Annotated in this window: 17 protein-coding genes; 10 read left to right on the top strand and 7 right to left on the bottom strand. The window is 48.2% G+C overall.

Going from position 1 to position 17556, the window contains the following annotated elements:
• Positions 1-119: 119 nt before the first annotated feature.
• The 4 genes from BBI11_RS14270 (at position 120) to BBI11_RS14255 (ending at position 5345) form a co-directional block, all read left to right on the top strand.
• Positions 120-683: a 3D domain-containing protein gene (locus BBI11_RS14270; protein ID WP_068464879.1), complete on the top strand. Its 564-nt coding sequence runs from the start codon at positions 120-122 to the stop codon at positions 681-683.
• An 857-nt stretch (positions 684-1540) separates the two neighbouring features.
• On the top strand, positions 1541-3067 hold the full coding sequence (locus BBI11_RS14265; RefSeq protein WP_068464877.1) for a phytoene desaturase family protein: 1527 nt from the start codon (positions 1541-1543) through the stop codon (positions 3065-3067).
• Positions 3064-4515: a phytoene desaturase family protein gene (locus BBI11_RS14260; RefSeq protein WP_068464874.1), complete on the top strand. Its 1452-nt coding sequence runs from the start codon at positions 3064-3066 to the stop codon at positions 4513-4515. The genes BBI11_RS14265 and BBI11_RS14260 overlap by 4 nt, the downstream gene beginning before the upstream one ends.
• Positions 4515-5345: a phytoene/squalene synthase family protein gene (locus BBI11_RS14255; RefSeq protein ID WP_068465818.1), complete on the top strand. Its 831-nt coding sequence runs from the start codon at positions 4515-4517 to the stop codon at positions 5343-5345. The genes BBI11_RS14260 and BBI11_RS14255 overlap by 1 nt, the downstream gene beginning before the upstream one ends.
• Positions 5346-5396: 51 nt before the next feature.
• Here the strand turns inward: BBI11_RS14255 and BBI11_RS14250 are convergent, their stop codons facing one another.
• From BBI11_RS14250 to BBI11_RS14235, 4 genes are read right to left on the bottom strand one after another with little or no spacing between them, the layout of a single operon-like run.
• A complete protein-coding gene (locus BBI11_RS14250) occupies positions 5397-6884 on the bottom strand; it encodes a phytoene desaturase family protein (protein ID WP_068465816.1) in 1488 nt (495 codons plus the stop codon).
• On the bottom strand, positions 6881-7984 hold the full coding sequence (locus tag BBI11_RS14245) for a glycosyltransferase family 2 protein (RefSeq protein WP_083389112.1): 1104 nt from the start codon (positions 7982-7984) through the stop codon (positions 6881-6883). Before BBI11_RS14245 ends, BBI11_RS14250 begins: the two co-directional genes overlap by 4 nt.
• Entirely contained in the window at positions 7981-8658 is a 678-nt protein-coding gene (locus BBI11_RS14240) for a lysophospholipid acyltransferase family protein (protein WP_068464871.1), read from the bottom strand. The genes BBI11_RS14245 and BBI11_RS14240 overlap by 4 nt, the downstream gene beginning before the upstream one ends.
• Positions 8655-9407 (bottom strand): carotenoid biosynthesis protein, encoded by a 753-nt coding sequence (locus BBI11_RS14235; RefSeq protein WP_068464866.1) that lies wholly within the window; start codon positions 9405-9407, stop codon positions 8655-8657. The genes BBI11_RS14240 and BBI11_RS14235 overlap by 4 nt, the downstream gene beginning before the upstream one ends.
• A gap of 268 nt (positions 9408-9675) precedes the next feature.
• On the opposite strand from BBI11_RS14235, the gene BBI11_RS14230 reads away from it, so the two are divergent.
• The 4 genes from BBI11_RS14230 to BBI11_RS14215 all read left to right on the top strand — a co-directional run bounded on the left by BBI11_RS14230 (position 9676) and on the right by BBI11_RS14215 (position 12864).
• A complete protein-coding gene (locus BBI11_RS14230; RefSeq protein WP_068464864.1) occupies positions 9676-10515 on the top strand; it encodes a MurR/RpiR family transcriptional regulator in 840 nt (279 codons plus the stop codon).
• Between the two features lie 73 nt (positions 10516-10588).
• Positions 10589-11428, top strand: a complete 840-nt coding sequence (locus BBI11_RS14225; RefSeq protein WP_068464861.1) for a transporter substrate-binding domain-containing protein — start codon at positions 10589-10591, stop codon at positions 11426-11428.
• 32 nt (positions 11429-11460) lie between these two features.
• Complete coding sequence (locus tag BBI11_RS14220; protein ID WP_068464859.1) at positions 11461-12129, top strand: amino acid ABC transporter permease; 669 nt, start codon at positions 11461-11463, stop codon at positions 12127-12129.
• A gap of 12 nt (positions 12130-12141) precedes the next feature.
• Positions 12142-12864, top strand: a complete 723-nt coding sequence (locus BBI11_RS14215; protein WP_068464856.1) for an amino acid ABC transporter ATP-binding protein — start codon at positions 12142-12144, stop codon at positions 12862-12864.
• Positions 12865-12944: 80 nt separating this feature from the next.
• Here the strand turns inward: BBI11_RS14215 and BBI11_RS14210 are convergent, their stop codons facing one another.
• On the bottom strand, positions 12945-13715 hold the full coding sequence (locus tag BBI11_RS14210; protein WP_068464853.1) for a SurA N-terminal domain-containing protein: 771 nt from the start codon (positions 13713-13715) through the stop codon (positions 12945-12947).
• A 194-nt stretch (positions 13716-13909) separates the two neighbouring features.
• Between BBI11_RS14210 and BBI11_RS14205 the strand changes: the two genes are divergently transcribed.
• Complete coding sequence (locus tag BBI11_RS14205; protein WP_068464850.1) at positions 13910-14335, top strand: CBS domain-containing protein; 426 nt, start codon at positions 13910-13912, stop codon at positions 14333-14335.
• 36 nt (positions 14336-14371) lie between these two features.
• On the opposite strand, the gene BBI11_RS14200 is transcribed toward BBI11_RS14205, so the two are convergent.
• Entirely contained in the window at positions 14372-15088 is a 717-nt protein-coding gene (locus BBI11_RS14200; RefSeq protein ID WP_068464847.1) for a DUF6904 family protein, read from the bottom strand.
• Between the two features lie 11 nt (positions 15089-15099).
• Positions 15100-15807: a 23S rRNA pseudouridine(2604) synthase RluF gene (rluF, locus tag BBI11_RS14195; RefSeq protein ID WP_068465812.1), complete on the bottom strand. Its 708-nt coding sequence runs from the start codon at positions 15805-15807 to the stop codon at positions 15100-15102.
• Positions 15808-16016: 209 nt separating this feature from the next.
• Here rluF and adh point away from each other — a divergent pair, with 209 nt between their 5' ends.
• Positions 16017-17537: an aldehyde dehydrogenase gene (gene adh, locus BBI11_RS14190; RefSeq protein ID WP_068464844.1), complete on the top strand. Its 1521-nt coding sequence runs from the start codon at positions 16017-16019 to the stop codon at positions 17535-17537.
• Positions 17538-17556: the final 19 nt, after the last annotated feature.

Genomic DNA, 17556 nt, shown 5'->3' with positions numbered 1-17556 from the left:
CAAAAATGCCTAAGTCTGTCACATGATTGTAACCTTGCCGTGCTATTTTATTTTTACTAGAAAGCTTTCAGACGATTTACGCAAGGCGCAATTATCCGATACGCGAAGGGGATAGGAACTTGAAAAAATTATTGGCGGCTTTAGGAATGGCATTGCTCTTATTGATTGGAACTTCAGTTACAACTTCGGCAGCATCAAATGTATATACAGTGAAAAGCGGCGATACGCTTTATAAAATTTCCCAACAAACGAAAGTTTCCGTCAACAACTTAAAGTCATGGAATGGTTTGAAATCGAACTTGATTTTCCCAAAACAACAATTAAAGTTGAAAAAAACAACAGCTCAAACCATCTCTAAGCCGTCCACTCCATCTTCAAGCAAGGATCAAGTAGTGAAGGAATTCACGGTTTCGTCCACAGCGTATACAGCTTATTGCAAAGGGTGCTCAGGTATTACAAGAACCGGTATTAACCTAAAGAAGAACCCAGGAGCTAAAGTCATCGCAGTCGACCCGAAAGTCATCCCGCTCGGTACGAAAGTATGGGTGGAAGGATACGGCTACGCCGTCGCTGGCGATACGGGCGGCGCAATCAAAGGCAATAAAATCGACGTCTTCATCCCAACTCAAAGCCAAGCGCTTAAATGGGGACGCAAAAACGTGAAAATCAAAATCCTAAAATAAGCAAAACCCGGCAGATTCAGCTGCCGGGTTTTTTCTATGGCGTTTTTTCACAGGGCTGCTTCTGAAAAACCCTATACCATAAATCAGCGCATGCCTATTGCAGACAGCTATCAGCATAAACACCACAAGACAAGCCACCATCCAAGAAGCGATTCCCCCACTAGCCGGCAACTAGGTAAAAAAGCAAATCTACTTAAACACACATCGATCAACGAGATCTCTCAGCCGGCGAGCGCCCAGGGTGAGCCGACGCAGTAAGACAAATGGTCTTCTTGGCTTACTGCCAAAGGCCAACCCCAAGCAAGGCGGCGAATAACCAAAAGAAACTTCATTGCCAAGCCCCGAAAAAATTTCACAAACAAACTCTCACTATCTTCACACATACCGGATGCCGGGAAGCGATTCCCCCACTAGCCGACAACTGGGTAAAAAAGCAGATCTACTTAAACACACAGTGATCAACGAAATCACTCAGCCGGCGAGCGCAAAAGGGTGAGCCGACGCCGTAAGACAGGCGCACTTCCTGGCTTACGGCAAGAGGCCAACCCAAAGCCGGCCGGCGACTCTCAAGCAGAAACTCAATCCAGCAACCGAAACAAATACACACAAAATCTCACGCTATCTTTATTAAACTCCTACTACGTGAAGTGCTTCTACCATTTCCAATAGAAAACGGCACTGAGCTTCATGCTCACAGCAACGATCCATCCAATACAGCAATTTTATTCACCAGAACCCAAGAATATGAAAACAAGTCCCGTATAGAGGTTAAATAATTAGTCTTTTAGGGAAGAGATGTATATACTGTTTGTATAGATATTGTATAACTTTTAACAAGCGAAACGGGGGCTTACGCAATGGCAAAACGAATGATCATTATAGGAGCGGGCCCAGGCGGCTTGGCAGCAGGAATGCTTTTAGCCAGCAAAGGGTACCAAGTCGACATTTATGAAAAAAATGACCGCATCGGCGGACGCAATGCTGCATTAACCTTAGGCGATTTCACATTTGATACAGGCCCAACGTTTTTGAGCATGCTTCATCTAGTAGAGGAATTGTTTGAAACGACTGGACGCAATGTCCATGATTATATGGAAGCGGTCGAACTGGACCCGATGTACGAATTGCGCTTTGAAGACCAGAACTTGGTGATGACGCGCAACCCGGAAGAAATGCGCAAACAAATTGATGAAAACTTCAAAGGCGATGGGGACGGTTATGTGCGTTTTATGAACGACACAGGCAAGAAGCTCGAAGCGATGTCTCCATTGCTGCAAACGAAAATGGACCGCATGACGGACCTGATGCAGCCGAAAGTGATTAAAGCACTTCCGGAACTTGAAGTAGGCAAGACTCTTTACGATGTGCTATCCCGTTACTTTAAAGACGAACGTTTGAAAATGGCATTTGCATTCCAGTCCAAATACTTAGGGATGTCGCCTTGGGAATGCCCAGGGGCTTTCACAATCCTGTCTTATATGGAACATGCATACGGCATCTATCATCCAATTGGCGGCGTCAACCAATTGTCTGCAGCAATGGCCAAGGCGGTCAAGGAAATGGGTGGCCGCATCCATCTCAATAAAGGCGTACAGAAACTGTGGATTGAGGACCGGACAGTAAAAGGGGTCGATCTATACGATGGCAGCCGCGAAGCAGCGGATGAAGTGGTAATCAATGGCGATTTTGCCCATGTCATGACTCATCTAGTAGAGCCTGGTATTTTGAAAAAATACACTCCTCAAAAGCTCGATAAGAAAAAATATTCCTGTTCGACATTCATGCTTTATTTAGGGCTCGACAAGAAATACGATTTATCGCATCACACCATCGTTTTCTCCAAAGACTATAAGCGGAACGTCGAAGAAATGACCAAGTCGCGCATCTTGTCGGCAGATCCTTCGATTTACGTCCAAAACGCCAGCGTGACGGATCCGACCTTGGCACCAGAAGGCAAGTCGGCACTTTATATACTGGCGCCAGTGCCGAATAATTTCAGCGATATCGGCTGGGAAAACGAGCAGGAAGCATTCCGTGAACTGGTACTGGACATTATCGAAGAAAAAACCGATTTCAAAGATTTGCGCGACCATATCGAAGTAGAGAAGATGCTGACACCATTCGGTTGGGAATCGGATTACTCCGTGTACCGCGGCGCTACGTTCAATCTGGGACATCAATTATCGCAAATGATGGTTTTCCGTCCGCACAATAAATTCGAAGAGCTCGACAATTGCTGGCTGGTTGGCGGCGGTACGCATCCTGGCAGCGGTTTGCCAACCATCTTAGAATCAGCCCGCATTACAGCGAACGGCATTTTGAAAGAAGACGGCAAATCCGGAATTCCGATCGGCCCGCTTCCAAAAGTGGAGGGGTATGTATGAAAATAGCGATGATCGGAGGCGGCATCGGCGGTTTGATGGGCGCGCTCTATTTAACAAAGCTCGGCTACGAGGTCACGATTTATGAAAAAGAACATAAGCTTGGCGGCAGGATGGCCTTTGTGGAACGGGACGGCTTCCGAATCGATGAAGGCCCGACGATTGTATTATTGCCTGAAATGTTCCGTGATTTATTTGCGCAGGCAGGAATCGACCCTGAAAGCATCGAATTGTTATTATGCGACCCACTTTACACAATTCGTTTTACAGACGGCAAAGTGTACACGAAATATCCTGGGCGTGAGCGTCAATTACAAGAAGTTGAAGAACAGTTCCCGGACGATAAAGAAGGGTTTATCCGTTTTATGGACGAAGGGCAAAAGCGGTTCGATATCGGCAAGCCAGCTTTTCTGGAACACGATTTTGTCCGGAAAGCGGATTTTTGGACCTTCCGCAATATCCGCAATTTGATGAAGTTGAAACCCCAGCAATCTGTCCATCGCTTGATGGAAAATTATTTCAGGGACGAACGGCTGCAGCTGGCCTATTCTCTTCAGGCCTTGTATATCGGTGGAGATCCTTACCGCGCACCCGCAATGTATTCACTCGTGCCATTCAGCGAGCATGAGCACGGTGTCTATTATGTGAAAGGTGGCTATGCAAGCATCATTCCAGTCATGGAAGATGAATTGCGAAGCCGCGGTACCGATATCCGGCTTGAAACGCCAGTCCAACGTATCGTAAAAGAAAATGGCCGTGCGACAGCGGTCGAAACGGCACAAGGTACAGAACAATACGATGCCATTGTCTACAACGGCGATTTCCCTGGAATGAATCAATTGGCGCCGATGAAGAAACAGAAAGAATACACGCCTTCATCGGGTTGTGTGCTTTTGTACTTTGGGTTGGACAAGGTGTACAAAGACGTCAATGTTCACCAATTCTTTATCGGTGATGATTATAAAGAACATATGGAAGATGTGTTTGTCAGAGGGCAAAAAACCGAAAACCCCGCATTCTACACATTCCATCCTTCTGTTATTGACGATTCTCTGGCTCCTGAAGGCAAATCGGTGTTGTACGTACTAGTGCCGGTCCCTTCAGGTACAGAAATTGACTGGAAGCAAGACGAAGAATGGATCGGGCGTATTTTGGACCGCATGGAGACATTGTCGTTTCCGAATCTCCGGAAATCGATTGAATGGATGGATGTGCGTACGCCAAAAGAGGCAGAAGCATTCGGCTTGTTCAAGGGCGGCAGCTTTGGAATTGGCCCGACCTTGCGGCAATCCGGCGTCTTTCGTCCTCAGGTCAAACCGGATGACACCGATAATTTGTATGCAGTGGGAGCTTCTGTCCACCCGGGCGGCGGCATACCAATCGTTATGCAAGGAGCGAAATTGTTGGCCGACAGAATCCACGGCGATTTGAAAGAAAGGGGCGGTTCATGATGGAATTGAAGCAAGCCTATAGCTATTGCGAACGCATTATCGCCGACAATTCAAAGAGCTTTTACAAAGCATTTTCCCTGTTGCCTAAAGAGAAACGCAAAGCCGTATGGGCGGTCTACGCCTTCTGCCGAAAAGTCGACGATATCGTTGACGAGGGCAGCCATCCAGAGCCTGAATTGAGGGCATTCCGTAAAGAGTTCGATGAATTTCTTGCAGGTTCCATTAAATGGGACGACCCGATGTGGCTGGCGCTTGAAGATGTCTTCGAAAGCTACGATATGGACGCCAGTGCGTTTTATGGATTGATCAAAGGACAGGAAATGGATTTGACGATCAATCGTTACCGGACGCTTGATGAGTTACTGGATTACAGCTATCATGTGGCAAGTACGGTCGGCTTGATGCTGTTGCCGATCCTCGCTCCGGGGCGTACAGCGCTATTAAAAGACGGTGCAATTTCACTGGGCTATGCGATGCAAATCACTAATATTCTGCGGGATATCGGGGAAGATTTGTCGAGGGGCCGCATTTATTTGCCACAGGAGATCATGCGGAAGTATGGCTTGGCGGAGGAAGCACTTGGCAGCGGCACGGTTTCTGAATCATTCATTCAAGTATGGGAAGAACTGGCGAGCATCGCCGAATCCCATTACGAGCGCGCATTCGAAACGATCAACGATTATCCTTTATCGTCTCGCGTACCGGTTAAAGGGGCTGCACTCGTTTACCGGGAAATCCTATCGACGATCCGCTCAAAAGAATATACGGTATTTCATGAAAAGCATTACGTCACGGACGATTCCAAACAGTCCATCTTGCAATGCTTATAACTAAAAAAAGCTGTTTCCATCCGTCATCTGTGACGGATGGAAACAGCTTTTTTATTTTGGCGGATAGCGTTTGATCAGGCGCTCTGCCACATTCAAACCGCTCAATGTGACCATCGGGGAGCCGCCGCCTGGGTGGACGCTGCCACCGACAAAGAACAAATTCTGGATATCGCGGCTGGCATTTGACGGACGCAAGAAAGCGTCCTTAGGGTGGTTAGAAGACGGCCCGTATAAAGCGCCCCGGTGAGAGCCGAATTTGTCCCGGATAAATTCAGGGGTGAAGATGCGTTCTTCTTTTAAATGGGCACGTATATTAATCCCGTGATGTTCCAATACATCATAAATTCGTTCTTTATACTGTTCAGGATCAATTTGCAAAGCGCCTTGTGCAGTGAGAGCGGGGGCGTTCACGAGAATGAACAAATTATCCCCAAGCGGCGAAACAGACGGGTCGGAATGCGACGAGTTGCTGATGTAGATGGTTGGCTCGCCGCTGTATTGCTTATCGGTAAACAGCTCGCGAAATTCACGCGGATAGTCGGCTGAAAAAAAGACATTATGATGTTTTAATTCCGGCAAGCGGATATCGAGACCCGCCGTAATGACGAAAGCAGAAATTGATGGCTCGAATCGATCGCGTTTCGCGTTGCGGAATGAAGGACGTTCTGCTTCGTCGACCAAATTAGGGAAAGCAGACAATAAGTCGCCGTTCAAGATAACCGCATCTGCGGAAATTTGTTCGCCGTCCGTAAGCTCGACGCCTGTCGCTTTCCCGCGCTCGGTCAGTATGCGGGTGACGGCTGTTTCCGGATGCAGTTCGACGCCGCATTCCGCTGCGACCTCGGCAAATCCCCGGGCAATGCTGGTGTTTCCACCTTTTGCGTAAAAGACGCCTTGCGCAAGCTCGAGGTGGGCGATCATCGCAAATGTTGCCGGCGCTTTATAAGGAGAAGAGCCGATATAAGTAGCATAGCGTCCGACCGCTTGGCGCAAGCCGGCATGTTTGAAATAGCGGCTGAAGAAATGATCCATCGATTCAAGCGGGCGTACTTTCAGCATGGCGGCACCTAGTGAAGGGGATAAATAATCACGCAAGGACTGAAAACTCAATGGGAAGAAATGTTTTTCGGACGAATGGTACAGACGAGCCACTTCAGCTAAGAATGCATCATATTTCTCTGCTGCGAAAGGATCCAGCGTTTCGAGTTGGCGAATCATCTCTTGTCGGTCTGCGCTAAAGTCGATGTGGCTGCCATCAGCGAAATGGTTGCGCGTATGGACGGCGAGCTTTTCGAGCTGGAAATACTGTTCAGGGTCGCGTCCGGTTTGTTCGATGACTTGTCGGAAGATATGGGGCATAGTGATCGTGTTCGGTCCGAAGTCGAATCGATAACTGCCCAGTTCCACTGGCATTAACTTGCCGCCGAAATGGCTGTTCTTTTCGAATAGGCTAACACGCATCCCGGCGTTTGCCAGTGTGATGGCTGCCGCCAACCCCCCAAGCCCGCCGCCAACAATAGCGATATGTGGTCGTTTCATGAATAATGCCTGCCTTTCCATGTATAGGACTCTTTTTTCAGCGATTTTTTCATGGCAGTTAGCATAACCGCGAGCATCGCTGCAGCTTGTAAGGGAATGAGAAACGCCAAATACCAGCGTTGATTGGTGACCATGTCAACATACCAGCGTTGCAAAACAGTCAGGGCATACGGCACGATCCAAATCCAATTGCCCATAATGGCACCGGCTGCTGCGAGAAATAGCGGGAATATGTAAAAGATGCTGTAAAACACAGTTAAGAAAACGGCAATCAGTGGCGAACGGCCGATGCCGGTATAGCTGTTTTTCAAAAAGCCTTCCCATACTTCGGCAGGCGTCTCGTACATGCGGCATTTGACCGAAGCGGTGATGTTGGCGAGCAACACTTTATGGCCGCCTTGCTTCAAAGTCCGCGCAATGTGGACATCTTCCACAAGCGATGTTCGCACGGCTTCGTGGCCGCCGATCGCCTCATATGCCTTGCGCTCAAACGCCATCCACATGCCGTTCGCTGCAGTGGCCGCTGGGAATTTCGCGTAATTCGCGAGCGCTAATGGCAAGTGGAATAAAATGACGAAATGCAACATCGGTACGAGCAATTTACTTAAGAACACGGGCACTTCAAAAGCGGGAAATCCTGATAGCAGGGCAGCACGGTGTTTTTGCATCAAGCCAAGGGTCTGCCGTACCGCTTGCTTGCGGAAGCGCACGTCAGCATCGACAAAAAACAAGTAATCGCCGGATGCATGCTTTTGCAATTGATGGCAGGCGTGGACCTTGCCAACCCATCCAGTTGGCAGTTCGACACCTTGTAAGACGGTAAATCGCTTATCACCGGCAATTTCCCGGTCGAGTGCCGCTTGGGTGCCATCCGTTGACTGGTCATTCAAGATGATGAACTCTGCCCGTTCCCAATCGGTCTCTTTTAACGACCGTATGATTGTTGGCACATTGCGCTCTTCATTGCGCATCGGGACGAGAATGGATACTAAAGGATTGGCTTTTACTGCCGGCTGTTTTGGCAATGCTGGGAGGAACAGCCGGTTGACCGCGATCCAAAAGAAAAAGGCGATGTGAACGACAATCAAAGCTGTAATCATGACTTGCGCCTCCTTTTCAGCATCTCCTGGAACTCTCCGTAATTCTCTTCAAGCACGTCTGTTTTTAGCCGGTCGAGCGCGGCAGTTTCGCGCTCTTGAAGCCAAACCGTCCGTTCATGCCGCGAACCTTCCGGAAAATCGCTAAGCGTCAAGCTATCGCCTTGGTCGACCCATACTTCGGGATGTTTTTCCCGTCTCATCGAGTAATAATAATGAACCGGCACAAGTGGGATTTCTGGACATTTTTCCAGTAAATAAACAAGCCCTGTATGAAATTCCAAAGGGCGCGTTTCCAAATGAAATTCATCGCCTTGCGGAAACAAGATGACCGTTTTGCCTTGCTTTAGCAAATTTTCGGCATAACGCAGTGAAGCGAGAATGTCTTTCGGGTTACTGCGGTCGATTGAAAAGGCACCGAGCCGGCGGAAAAAAGGAAATTCTTTTAGCCCTCGCTCGTGCATCATAATGTGGACATCCAAATTCCAGACGCGCCGGTTCAGGAAAAAGAACAATAGCCCGTCCCACCAAGAACTGTGATTAGAAATGATTAATGCCGGCCCTTTAGGTTGGCGAATGTTTCTGGCGTAGAGACGCGAAAAAGACCTGCGAATCGATGGCATCAAATATGTGGCGAATGCGCGTTCAAAGAGCGCTGACTTTTTGGCTTGGATCATTGGGGGCGCCTCTTCCATGCCAAAGCAACAATTGCTGCTGTCAGGACAGAGGTCAAAGCAGCCGCAAGCCATAGACCGCCAATCAAACCGAGCAACACAAACAAGGCAATCATCAGCACATACAACAACGCCATACGCTTTTCTGCCTGGCGAGCTGACACTTCGAGTCCTTGTTTTTTGAACGCTGCATCGAGTATCAAGTGAAGGACGAACGCCACGATAAACCACCCGGTGAAATTGGTCCATGGAATTTCATAATAGATGCCGGTGTCTTCCCATAGCCAATAGCCTTTCACTTTATAGGCGACCGGATCGATGATCAAATCAATGATGACTGCCGCGATACCGCCAACGGCCGCATATAGAATGCCGCCGCCAGGCACAATCCAGCGCGCGATGACGTGGCTTGTCGCCATGACCATAAGCCAAGCGAACCCAATCGCTATCGGCACACCGAAGACATTTGGTGCAAATCGATCCGTATAGTCGTATGATCCGAACAAGAAACCGCTGTCAGCACCTGCCCATTCAACGATGAACGTCGAAAAGAAAATGAGTACGCCAATCGACCCGCCAATTGCCGGGCCAAAGCGCCTCCATAAATAAAAGAAGCTCAGCGTTCCTGCAAGAATCAGGAAGAAAGCATTGGCCCATTCGAGCCAAGGAGGCAATAAATCAAAGCTCAATAAGATGACGCCGCAGATATACCAAAAAATGAATAACTTGAAAATCCGATTTTCCCATTTCACGTGCAGCACCTCATCCAAATTAGTTATACAAATAGTGTACAACAATCGCTGGCAAAGACGAAAGAAAAGGGCAGGGTGGCAAAATCAGAGGACGGCGAAAAAAAGTTAGTTTATGGATTTCTGCTGGAAAGGCTGATGTGACGGTATATTTATGAGGAAAATGTCATAAAAGCTAGCAGAATTTTCAGTAAAATATTGCAGGGAATCCTGCAAAAGTATATACTAATTGACAAGCAACTAAGCGTGTTCTTGCGATGGGGGTATGAATATGCAGGATTTAATGCGAAATGTATCAGCTTCGTATAAAGAATTTAGTTCCGGGCAAAAAAAAATAGCCGATCTCTTTTTCCGCGAGCCGATATTTATCGCTTTTTCATCTGCCTTAGAAGTAGGCAAGCGTGTGGAGGTTAGCGAATCGACCGTCATTCGGTGGACGCAGAAGCTCGGTTATAAAGGGTATACAGAGTTTCAGCATACGCTTCAGCGTAAATTGGCAGAAGAGCGTCTGAATACTGCGCGGCAAGAGCAACCTGCTGCTGCGGATCAGTCGTTTCTTGAAAACCTGCTGGATGCGGACATCACCAGCATCCTGAAGCTTAAAGAAACGATTAACGAAGAAAATCTGCTGCAAGCGGTCGATTGCATCAGCAAGTCTGACAAGCGCTATGTCACGGGCAATTTCTTCGATTTCGGCTTAGCCGAATGGTTTGGGGGATGGCTCGGCAGTGCACTGGGGAATACAACGATGATGCAGCCTGGAACTGCAGCTTATTATGGGCAGATCGGGGAACTCGGTCCGCAAGACACGGTGATCGCTTTCGCATTCCCGCGCTACACGAGGACCTTGATGGATACATTGAAGCAAGCGAAACGCAAAGGAGCGATAGTCATCGTCTTGACCGACAGAGAAGATTCGCCGGCCGCTAAACACGCCGATCTCGTACTGGCTGTATCGGTCAACGCGAATTTGAATATCGATTCCTATACGGCGGTCCATGCATTATTGACTTCGGTCATGCGTTTTTTGTACGTCAAAGAACATGCCAAGGTGAAGGAAAAGCTCGCACAGCTCGAAGCGGCTTACACCGACCAGGACATCTTCATATAACAACACCCATCGCAGGCACGTCCCGAATCGCTCCGGCGTTTTGGTCAAACTCATACGAAAAGGGGAGAGCAAGATGAATAAAAAATTTACAACAGCAGGCGTAATTTTAACAGCAGGCATGCTTTTGGCAGCCTGTGGATCGGATGACTCCACCACCGGCTCGGAAGGATCAAGCGAAGGGGCAGCAGGAAGTGATTTGAATCTTATGGAAGAAGGCAAATTCACAACTGCATCAAGCGGTTTGTACAAGCCGTTCAACTACGAAGAAGGCGGCAATTTAACTGGCTTCGATATTGAGATCGGCAATGCCATCGCAGAAGAAATGGGACTCGAACCAAATCCGGTCACAACACCATGGGAAACGATCATCCAAGGATTGACGACTGATCGCTTTGACGCGATTTTGGGATCGATGGCTATTACCGAAGAGCGTCAAGAACAAGTTTCTTTCTCAGATCCTTACTACTACTCTGGCGGCGTGATTTTCGTTCGTGAAGGCAATACCGAAATCCAGTCGGAAGCAGACCTAGAAGGCGCGACCATTGGCGTAGTCGGACAAAGTACGTATGATACAGCGGCACAAAAATACACAGATGACATCCAATACTACAATAGTGATGTTGTCGCTCTACAAGATTTGACGGTTGAAGGCCGTTTGGATGCCGTCATTACAGCAGATGTTGTCGGCTTTGAAGCACAGAATGCTGGACTTGAAATCGAAATGGTCGGGGATCCACTATGGATCGAGCAAGCTGCTGTAGCAGTGCGCCCAGAAGATGAGGCGCTGCTTGAAGCGATCAACGAAGCTTTGGCAACTATCATTGAAAATGGAACCTATACAGAGATTTCGGAAAAATGGTTTGGACGCGATCTCCTTGATGTCGATCTTGAAGGCGTCGAAATTCTCAACTAAAAATTTGCTGGGAATAGAAGGGAGATTCGACTATGTTTGAATTATTTGGAACAGTTTTTGAAGTATTCATGCGGACATATCCGGGCTTCCTTGAAGCTACGGTCGTTACGCTTCAATTAACGGCAATCGGTGTTGTTTTAGGTACGGTAATCGGCTTGGTGTTTGCCTTGATGAAAATTTCTGGATCCAAGATTTTGCGAGGCATTGCGAATGTTTATATTACGATCATCCGAGGTACACCGCTGATCGTACAGATCATGTTCTTGTACTTTGGAATCGTAGAAATTTATACCATGTCGAATTTCTGGGCAGGCGCCATCGCACTCGGTGTCCATAACGGGGCTTACATCGCGGAGATTTTCCGCGGGGCAATTCAAGGCGTAGACCCGGGACAGCGCGAAGCGAGTATGTCGCTAGGGATGAACCGCAAGCAGACGATGCAGCGGATCGTCTTTCCGCAAGCGCTGCGCCGTTCGATCCCGCCGCTTGGCAACCAGTTCATCATTACGCTAAAAGATTCGTCGCTTGTCTATATTATCGGCGTGGCGGAGATTTTCTCCCTCGCCAACCGGGAAGCGGCCCAATCATTCCAGCCGTTTGAATCGTTCATTGTCGTTGCGCTTTATTACTTGGTGCTCGTCATGATCTTCACGTACTTGCTGCGCTGGTATGAGAACCGGCTTGATGTGGACAAAACCTAAGGAGGAGCAATTATGATTATTGGAGAAAATATACACAAATCCTTTGGTGATCTCGAGGTGTTGAAGGGCGTGGATCTCCACGTCCAGCCCCAAGAGGTGGTTGTTCTGGTCGGGGTCAGTGGATCCGGCAAAAGTACGCTGCTCAGATGCTTCAATTTCCTGGAGATGATCAATGAAGGATCCATCACGATTGATGGCAAGAAAGTCGATGCGAAAAAAGACAATCTGACGAAGATCCGCGCCGAAGTCGGCATGGTCTTCCAGCATTTCAATTTGTTCCCGCATAAGACGGTGCTCGAAAATGTCATCGAGGCACCGATCACGGTCAAGAAAATGAATAAGGATAAAGCCAAAAAGCTGGGTCTTGAGCTATTGGACAAAGTCGGCTTGAGCGATAAGGCGGACGTCTACCCGAGTAAATTGTCGGGCGGACAGAAGCAGCGCGTCGCCATCGCGCGTTCACTTGCGATGGAACCGAAAGTGATGCTCTTCGATGAGCCGACCTCAGCGCTTGACCCGGAACTTGTTGGAGAAGTGCTGCAGGTTATGAAGCAGCTCGCGGAAGAAGGCATGACGATGGTCGTCGTGACGCACGAGATGAAGTTCGCCAAAGAAGTGGCGGACCGTATCATCATGATCGACCAAGGAACCATCATCGAATCGGCGGATCCGAAAACCTTCTTTGAAAACCCGCAGCATGAACGGACACGCCAATTTATCCAATTGGTTGAATAAGGCTACAAAGCGTTTGCTCCATTGAAACGTATAAACGCATGAAAAAACCAGATCCGGAGAACCGGATCTGGTTTTTTGCATTAAAGGTTAATGGTCACGTCTGCTTTTTCACGCAGTTCTGCCACGAGTGTTTGAGTGGCTTCGTTTTCTTTTTGCGTCTTGACTTGTTCTTCAAGATCCGGTTTTAGTTCTTCAAAAGCCGGGAGTTCTTCTTCGCTGCCCATTTGCTCTTGTTGTTCTTTCATTTGCTCATAGGCGGCTTCTACCTCTTCATCACTAGGAGTGGTATCTCCTGCAGACTCAGCGATCAGCTGATCTACCTTCACTTGTGTGGCGACTTGCGATCTAACTTCTTCTTCTTTCATGCCCTGTTCGTCCAAAGCTTTCAGAAATTCATCTGTGGTTTCGAGGCCGTTTTGTTGTGCTAGCTGCTCCAAAGTTTGGTTTACTTTTTCATCAGAAGCGGCCAATTTTTGATTTTCCGCTTCCTGGATGAGCAGTTTCTGGCCGACCATGCTTTCTGCCAATTGATTCTTTAATTGATCCTGGTCAATTTCCTGGCCGGACATTTGGGCTTGCATGGCCGCTTGTTGGAATTGGCCTGTATATGCTGCTTCAAAATCTTCTTTGCTGACTTCTTCGCCGTTTACTTGTGCAACGACTTCAGGAATGCCTTCGAGGTCGGGCTCGGGCATTTCTGGTTGTGCGGCATTTTCTTCGCCGCTAGGGGCTTGCTCTTGCGTTTCAGGTTGCGCGTTTTCGTTTTCTGCAGATTCATCGGCACCGCCGCATGCTGATAAGACGAGAAGTGATGTACCAAGGGATAATCCTAAAAACCATTTTTTGATCATTTTCATTCTCCTTCCAACGCATAATGTCCGGTAGTGTAGCATAGGCGTTAATTTAATGGAAAGCCAAAACCCTCGAGAGTTGATGGACAGGTAAATCAAAAGGTCGAAAATACCTATTCTTTTTACAAAAGACGTTTTCAGCTTCTAAAAGAGGATAAAGACTATTAATAGAAAGAATTCGAGGAGGAGACGGCATGAAGATAGCGGAGATAATGACAACGGATGTAGAAACTTGTCCGCCGAACGTAACAATCCAGGACATAGCGGCCAAGATGCGCGAGATTAATGTCGGTTCGATTCCGATTTGTGAAGAAGGGAAGATTATCGGCATCGTCACAGACCGTGACATCGTCCTGAGGGGCATTGCGGAAGAGCTTGAGACGGATGCGCCCATTTCGGAAATTTTTTCGGAAACCTTGATTACTGGGACAGAAGAGATGTTGGTTGAGGAAGCGGCGTCGTTAATGGCCAGACACCAAATCCGACGCTTGCCGATTGTCCATAAAGAGCAAGTCGTCGGCATTGTCTCGCTCGGTGATATCGCCGTTAGGGGCAAGACGCCCGGTGAAGCGGAAACGGCACTTGAAAAGGTTTCTGAGCCAGCCAAACCACGACGGTAGATAAAAATCTCTCGAGCAATTGCTCGAGAGGTTTTTTTACCATTCCACTTGCTCGGGGTATTCAGCTTGTATGCCAATTTCGTGGATAGGCAGCTTCCCGGGAGTTGCCGCATCGATGACTTGCTTGCGGAAGGCTTGGTACTCGGGGTCTTGAAGCGCCAATTTCATAGCAATAGTCGACAGGCTTTTTTCGCGCTGCTGTTTAGTCATATCGATATACTTCAGATTTAACAGGTCCACATATTGGATGGCGTAATCATTGACTGAAGGCGATTTACGGAACGCTTCTAAAATGGCTGCATATTCTTCGTTGGGGACATGGCCTTGCAGGCATTCAAGGATGAGCGCCTGGAATTTAGCGATCACAGGCGCATGGGTATCAGCCAACAAATCGCCGCGCTTGTCTGCATAAAGCCGGACAAAATCACGAAGGGCATAGGCTGCATACAACAGTTCCGGCCATAATACTTCCGCCGAAAAATAAATATTTTTGTCAGGTGCGATAAAGCCGTGCTGTTTTTTCGTATGTTCGTGCAAACCGTTAAAGACGGATTCGACATTGCGGTCGCCTTGAGCAGCATGGCGAATTTCATAAGAGACGCCCAGTATCCGCAAGCGCGATCCTTCATAGCCATGGTACTCGCCTTCTTTGCCGATTACTTGATAGATGGCTTGGTTCAGTTCATCCAAATCGAAATAATCGCCGCTGATTTTGACGCCTGTATGGTTCGGCGTCGTTTTCATGCTCAACATAAAATGCCTCCTTAGCGTTTCGGTTGGTAATCCAGTTGCCGGAACAGTTCCTGCTTTTCTTCTTGTGTCAGGTCGCGCCATTCGCCCGCTTTCATATTGCCGAGTCGGATATTCATGATGCGGATGCGTTGCAGGCGCTTTACCTCGTAGCCAAGCGCAGAACACATTCGGCGGATTTGGCGGTTAAGTCCTTGTTGAAGCGTCAATTTGAATACGTGTTTGGCGACGCGCTCAGCTTTTGCTGGCAATGTGGTCGTGTCGAGAATCTCAACGCCGCTTGCCATGTGTTTCAAAAAATCGTCCGTGACCGGCTTGTCGACCGTCACGATGTATTCTTTTTCGTGTTCGTGCTCGGCCCGCAGGATCTCATTGACAATATCGCCGTCATTGGTCATCAGGATGAGTCCTTCTGAATCTTTATCTAGGCGTCCTATATGGAAGATGCGTTCAGGATGGTTGATAAAGTCGACAATATTGCCTTCGATATGGCGTTCTGTCGTACTGGTAATGCCGACCGGTTTGTTGAGCGCTAAATACACGTATGCGCGCTCCGGTTGCTGGACCAGTTTGCCGTCAACCCGCACTTCGTCGTCCGGTTCAACTTTACTGCCGAGCTCCGCTTTTTGGCCGTTGATTTCGACGCGTCCGGCATCGATAAACTTATCGGCTCCACGACGGGATGTGATGCCTGTTTCGCTGAGGAATTTATTGATTCGCATAAAAAAATCCTTTCGGTTGTATATTTCCACTGTCTGGTCTCATTATACTCCAGATGTCCCTCATAAGAAAAAAATTTGTAGGATAACAGTTGCAATCTTCCGATTTATTTGACAATATAAAGAGGCGAGCCCCGACGCGAAGGATGCGCTTAATGATTCTTGAAAGCGGATACATATTGGGGCTAAACCAAACAAAGGGGAGATCTAGGATGGTATATGCAGTTCCAAACACAGACGGTGCAAAAGTAAACTTTAAAGAGCAATATGATAATTTTATAAATGGCACGTGGCAAGCGCCTAAAAATGGCCAGTATTTTGAGAATTTGTCGCCTGTAAACGGCAAAGTGTTTACAAAAGTGGCGCGTTCAAGCGCAGAGGATGTCGAATCGGCTTTGGATGCGGCGCACGCTGCAAAAGAGGCATGGGGAAAAACCTCCACGACTGAACGTGGCAATATTCTGTTGAAAATCGCTGACCGCATGGAAGCGAATCTGGAGATGCTGGCAGTGGCAGAAACTTGGGATAACGGAAAAGCGGTCCGTGAAACATTGAATGCCGATTTGCCGCTTGCGATTGATCATTTCCGCTATTTCGCAGGAGCTATCCGTGCACAAGAAGGCGGCATTAGCCAAATTGACAATGATACGGTCGCTTACCATTTTCATGAGCCGCTGGGTGTTGTCGGCCAAATTATTCCTTGGAATTTCCCGCTGCTTATGGCGGTTTGGAAACTCGCTCCAGCGCTAGCAGCTGGAAACTGTGTCGTCATCAAGCCAGCTGAACAAACACCTGTAAGCATTCTCGTATGGGCTGAATTGATTGGCGACTTGCTGCCGCCAGGCGTTCTCAATATCGTCAACGGATTCGGGATCGAAACGGGTAAACCGCTTGCTTCTAGCCCGCGCATCAGCAAAATCGCCTTTACAGGTGAAACGACGACTGGCCGCATGATCATGCAGTATGCGTCGCAAAACTTGATTCCGGTGACACTCGAGCTCGGCGGAAAATCGCCGAATATTTTCTTCAAGGACGTCATGGACCAGGATGATGCCTTCCTTGATAAAGCGGTGGAAGGATTCGTCATGTTTGCTTTGAACCAAGGCGAAGTTTGTACATGTCCATCGCGTGCTTTGATCCAGGAAGACATTTACGAAGAATTTATGAAGCGCGCCATCAAACGCGTAGAAGAAATCAAGACCGGTAATCCGCTTGACCCAGCTACGATGATGGGCGCCCAGGCATCGACGGAACAATTGGAGAAAATCCAATCTTACTTGGAAATCGGTAAGCAAGAAGGGGCAGAAGTCTTGGCAGGAGGCGACCGCAACCACTTAGAAGGCGATCTCTCAGAAGGTTTCTATATCCAGCCAACAGTCTTCAAAGGCGATAACAACATGCGTATTTTCCAGGAAGAAATTTTCGGGCCAGTACTTGCAGTTGCGACATTCAAAACCAAAGAAGAAGCGATGGAAATTGCCAACGACACGTTATACGGCTTAGGTGCGGGCATCTGGACGCGCGATACGAACACAGCTTACCGTTTCGGGCGCGGCATCCAAGCAGGGCGTGTCTGGACAAACTGCTACCACCAGTATCCGGCCCACGCAGCATTCGGCGGCTACAAAATGTCCGGTTTCGGCCGTGAAAACCATTTGATGATGCTCAGCCATTACCAGAACACGAAGAACATGCTCGTCAGCTACAGCGAAGACAAGCTTGGGTTCTTCTGATCAGAAAGAAGGGCTAGCC

The sequence above is a fragment of the Planococcus maritimus genome (assembly GCF_001687625.2).
Classification (GTDB): domain Bacteria; phylum Bacillota; class Bacilli; order Bacillales_A; family Planococcaceae; genus Planococcus; species Planococcus maritimus.
This window is presented reverse-complemented; position numbering and strand designations above follow the sequence as displayed.

Excerpts from the sequence above, each read along its gene's own strand:
- BBI11_RS14205 (WP_068464850.1), top strand. The coding sequence starts at position 13,910 with ATGAAGATAGCGGAGATAATGACAACGGATGTAGAAACTTGTCCGCCG.
- BBI11_RS14265 (WP_068464877.1), top strand. The coding sequence starts at position 1,541 with ATGGCAAAACGAATGATCATTATAGGAGCGGGCCCAGGCGGCTTGGCA.
- BBI11_RS14215 (WP_068464856.1), top strand. The coding sequence starts at position 12,142 with ATGATTATTGGAGAAAATATACACAAATCCTTTGGTGATCTCGAGGTG.
- adh (WP_068464844.1), top strand. The coding sequence starts at position 16,017 with ATGGTATATGCAGTTCCAAACACAGACGGTGCAAAAGTAAACTTTAAA.
- BBI11_RS14245 (WP_083389112.1), bottom strand. The coding sequence starts at position 7,984 with ATGATTACAGCTTTGATTGTCGTTCACATCGCCTTTTTCTTTTGGATC.
- BBI11_RS14250 (WP_068465816.1), bottom strand. The coding sequence starts at position 6,884 with ATGAAACGACCACATATCGCTATTGTTGGCGGCGGGCTTGGGGGGTTG.
- BBI11_RS14240 (WP_068464871.1), bottom strand. The coding sequence starts at position 8,658 with ATGATCCAAGCCAAAAAGTCAGCGCTCTTTGAACGCGCATTCGCCACA.
- BBI11_RS14220 (WP_068464859.1), top strand. The coding sequence starts at position 11,461 with ATGTTTGAATTATTTGGAACAGTTTTTGAAGTATTCATGCGGACATAT.
- BBI11_RS14225 (WP_068464861.1), top strand. The coding sequence starts at position 10,589 with ATGAATAAAAAATTTACAACAGCAGGCGTAATTTTAACAGCAGGCATG.
- rluF (WP_068465812.1), bottom strand. The coding sequence starts at position 15,807 with ATGCGAATCAATAAATTCCTCAGCGAAACAGGCATCACATCCCGTCGT.
- BBI11_RS14210 (WP_068464853.1), bottom strand. The coding sequence starts at position 13,715 with ATGATCAAAAAATGGTTTTTAGGATTATCCCTTGGTACATCACTTCTC.
- BBI11_RS14260 (WP_068464874.1), top strand. The coding sequence starts at position 3,064 with ATGAAAATAGCGATGATCGGAGGCGGCATCGGCGGTTTGATGGGCGCG.
- BBI11_RS14230 (WP_068464864.1), top strand. The coding sequence starts at position 9,676 with ATGCAGGATTTAATGCGAAATGTATCAGCTTCGTATAAAGAATTTAGT.
- BBI11_RS14255 (WP_068465818.1), top strand. The coding sequence starts at position 4,515 with ATGGAATTGAAGCAAGCCTATAGCTATTGCGAACGCATTATCGCCGAC.
- BBI11_RS14200 (WP_068464847.1), bottom strand. The coding sequence starts at position 15,088 with ATGTTGAGCATGAAAACGACGCCGAACCATACAGGCGTCAAAATCAGC.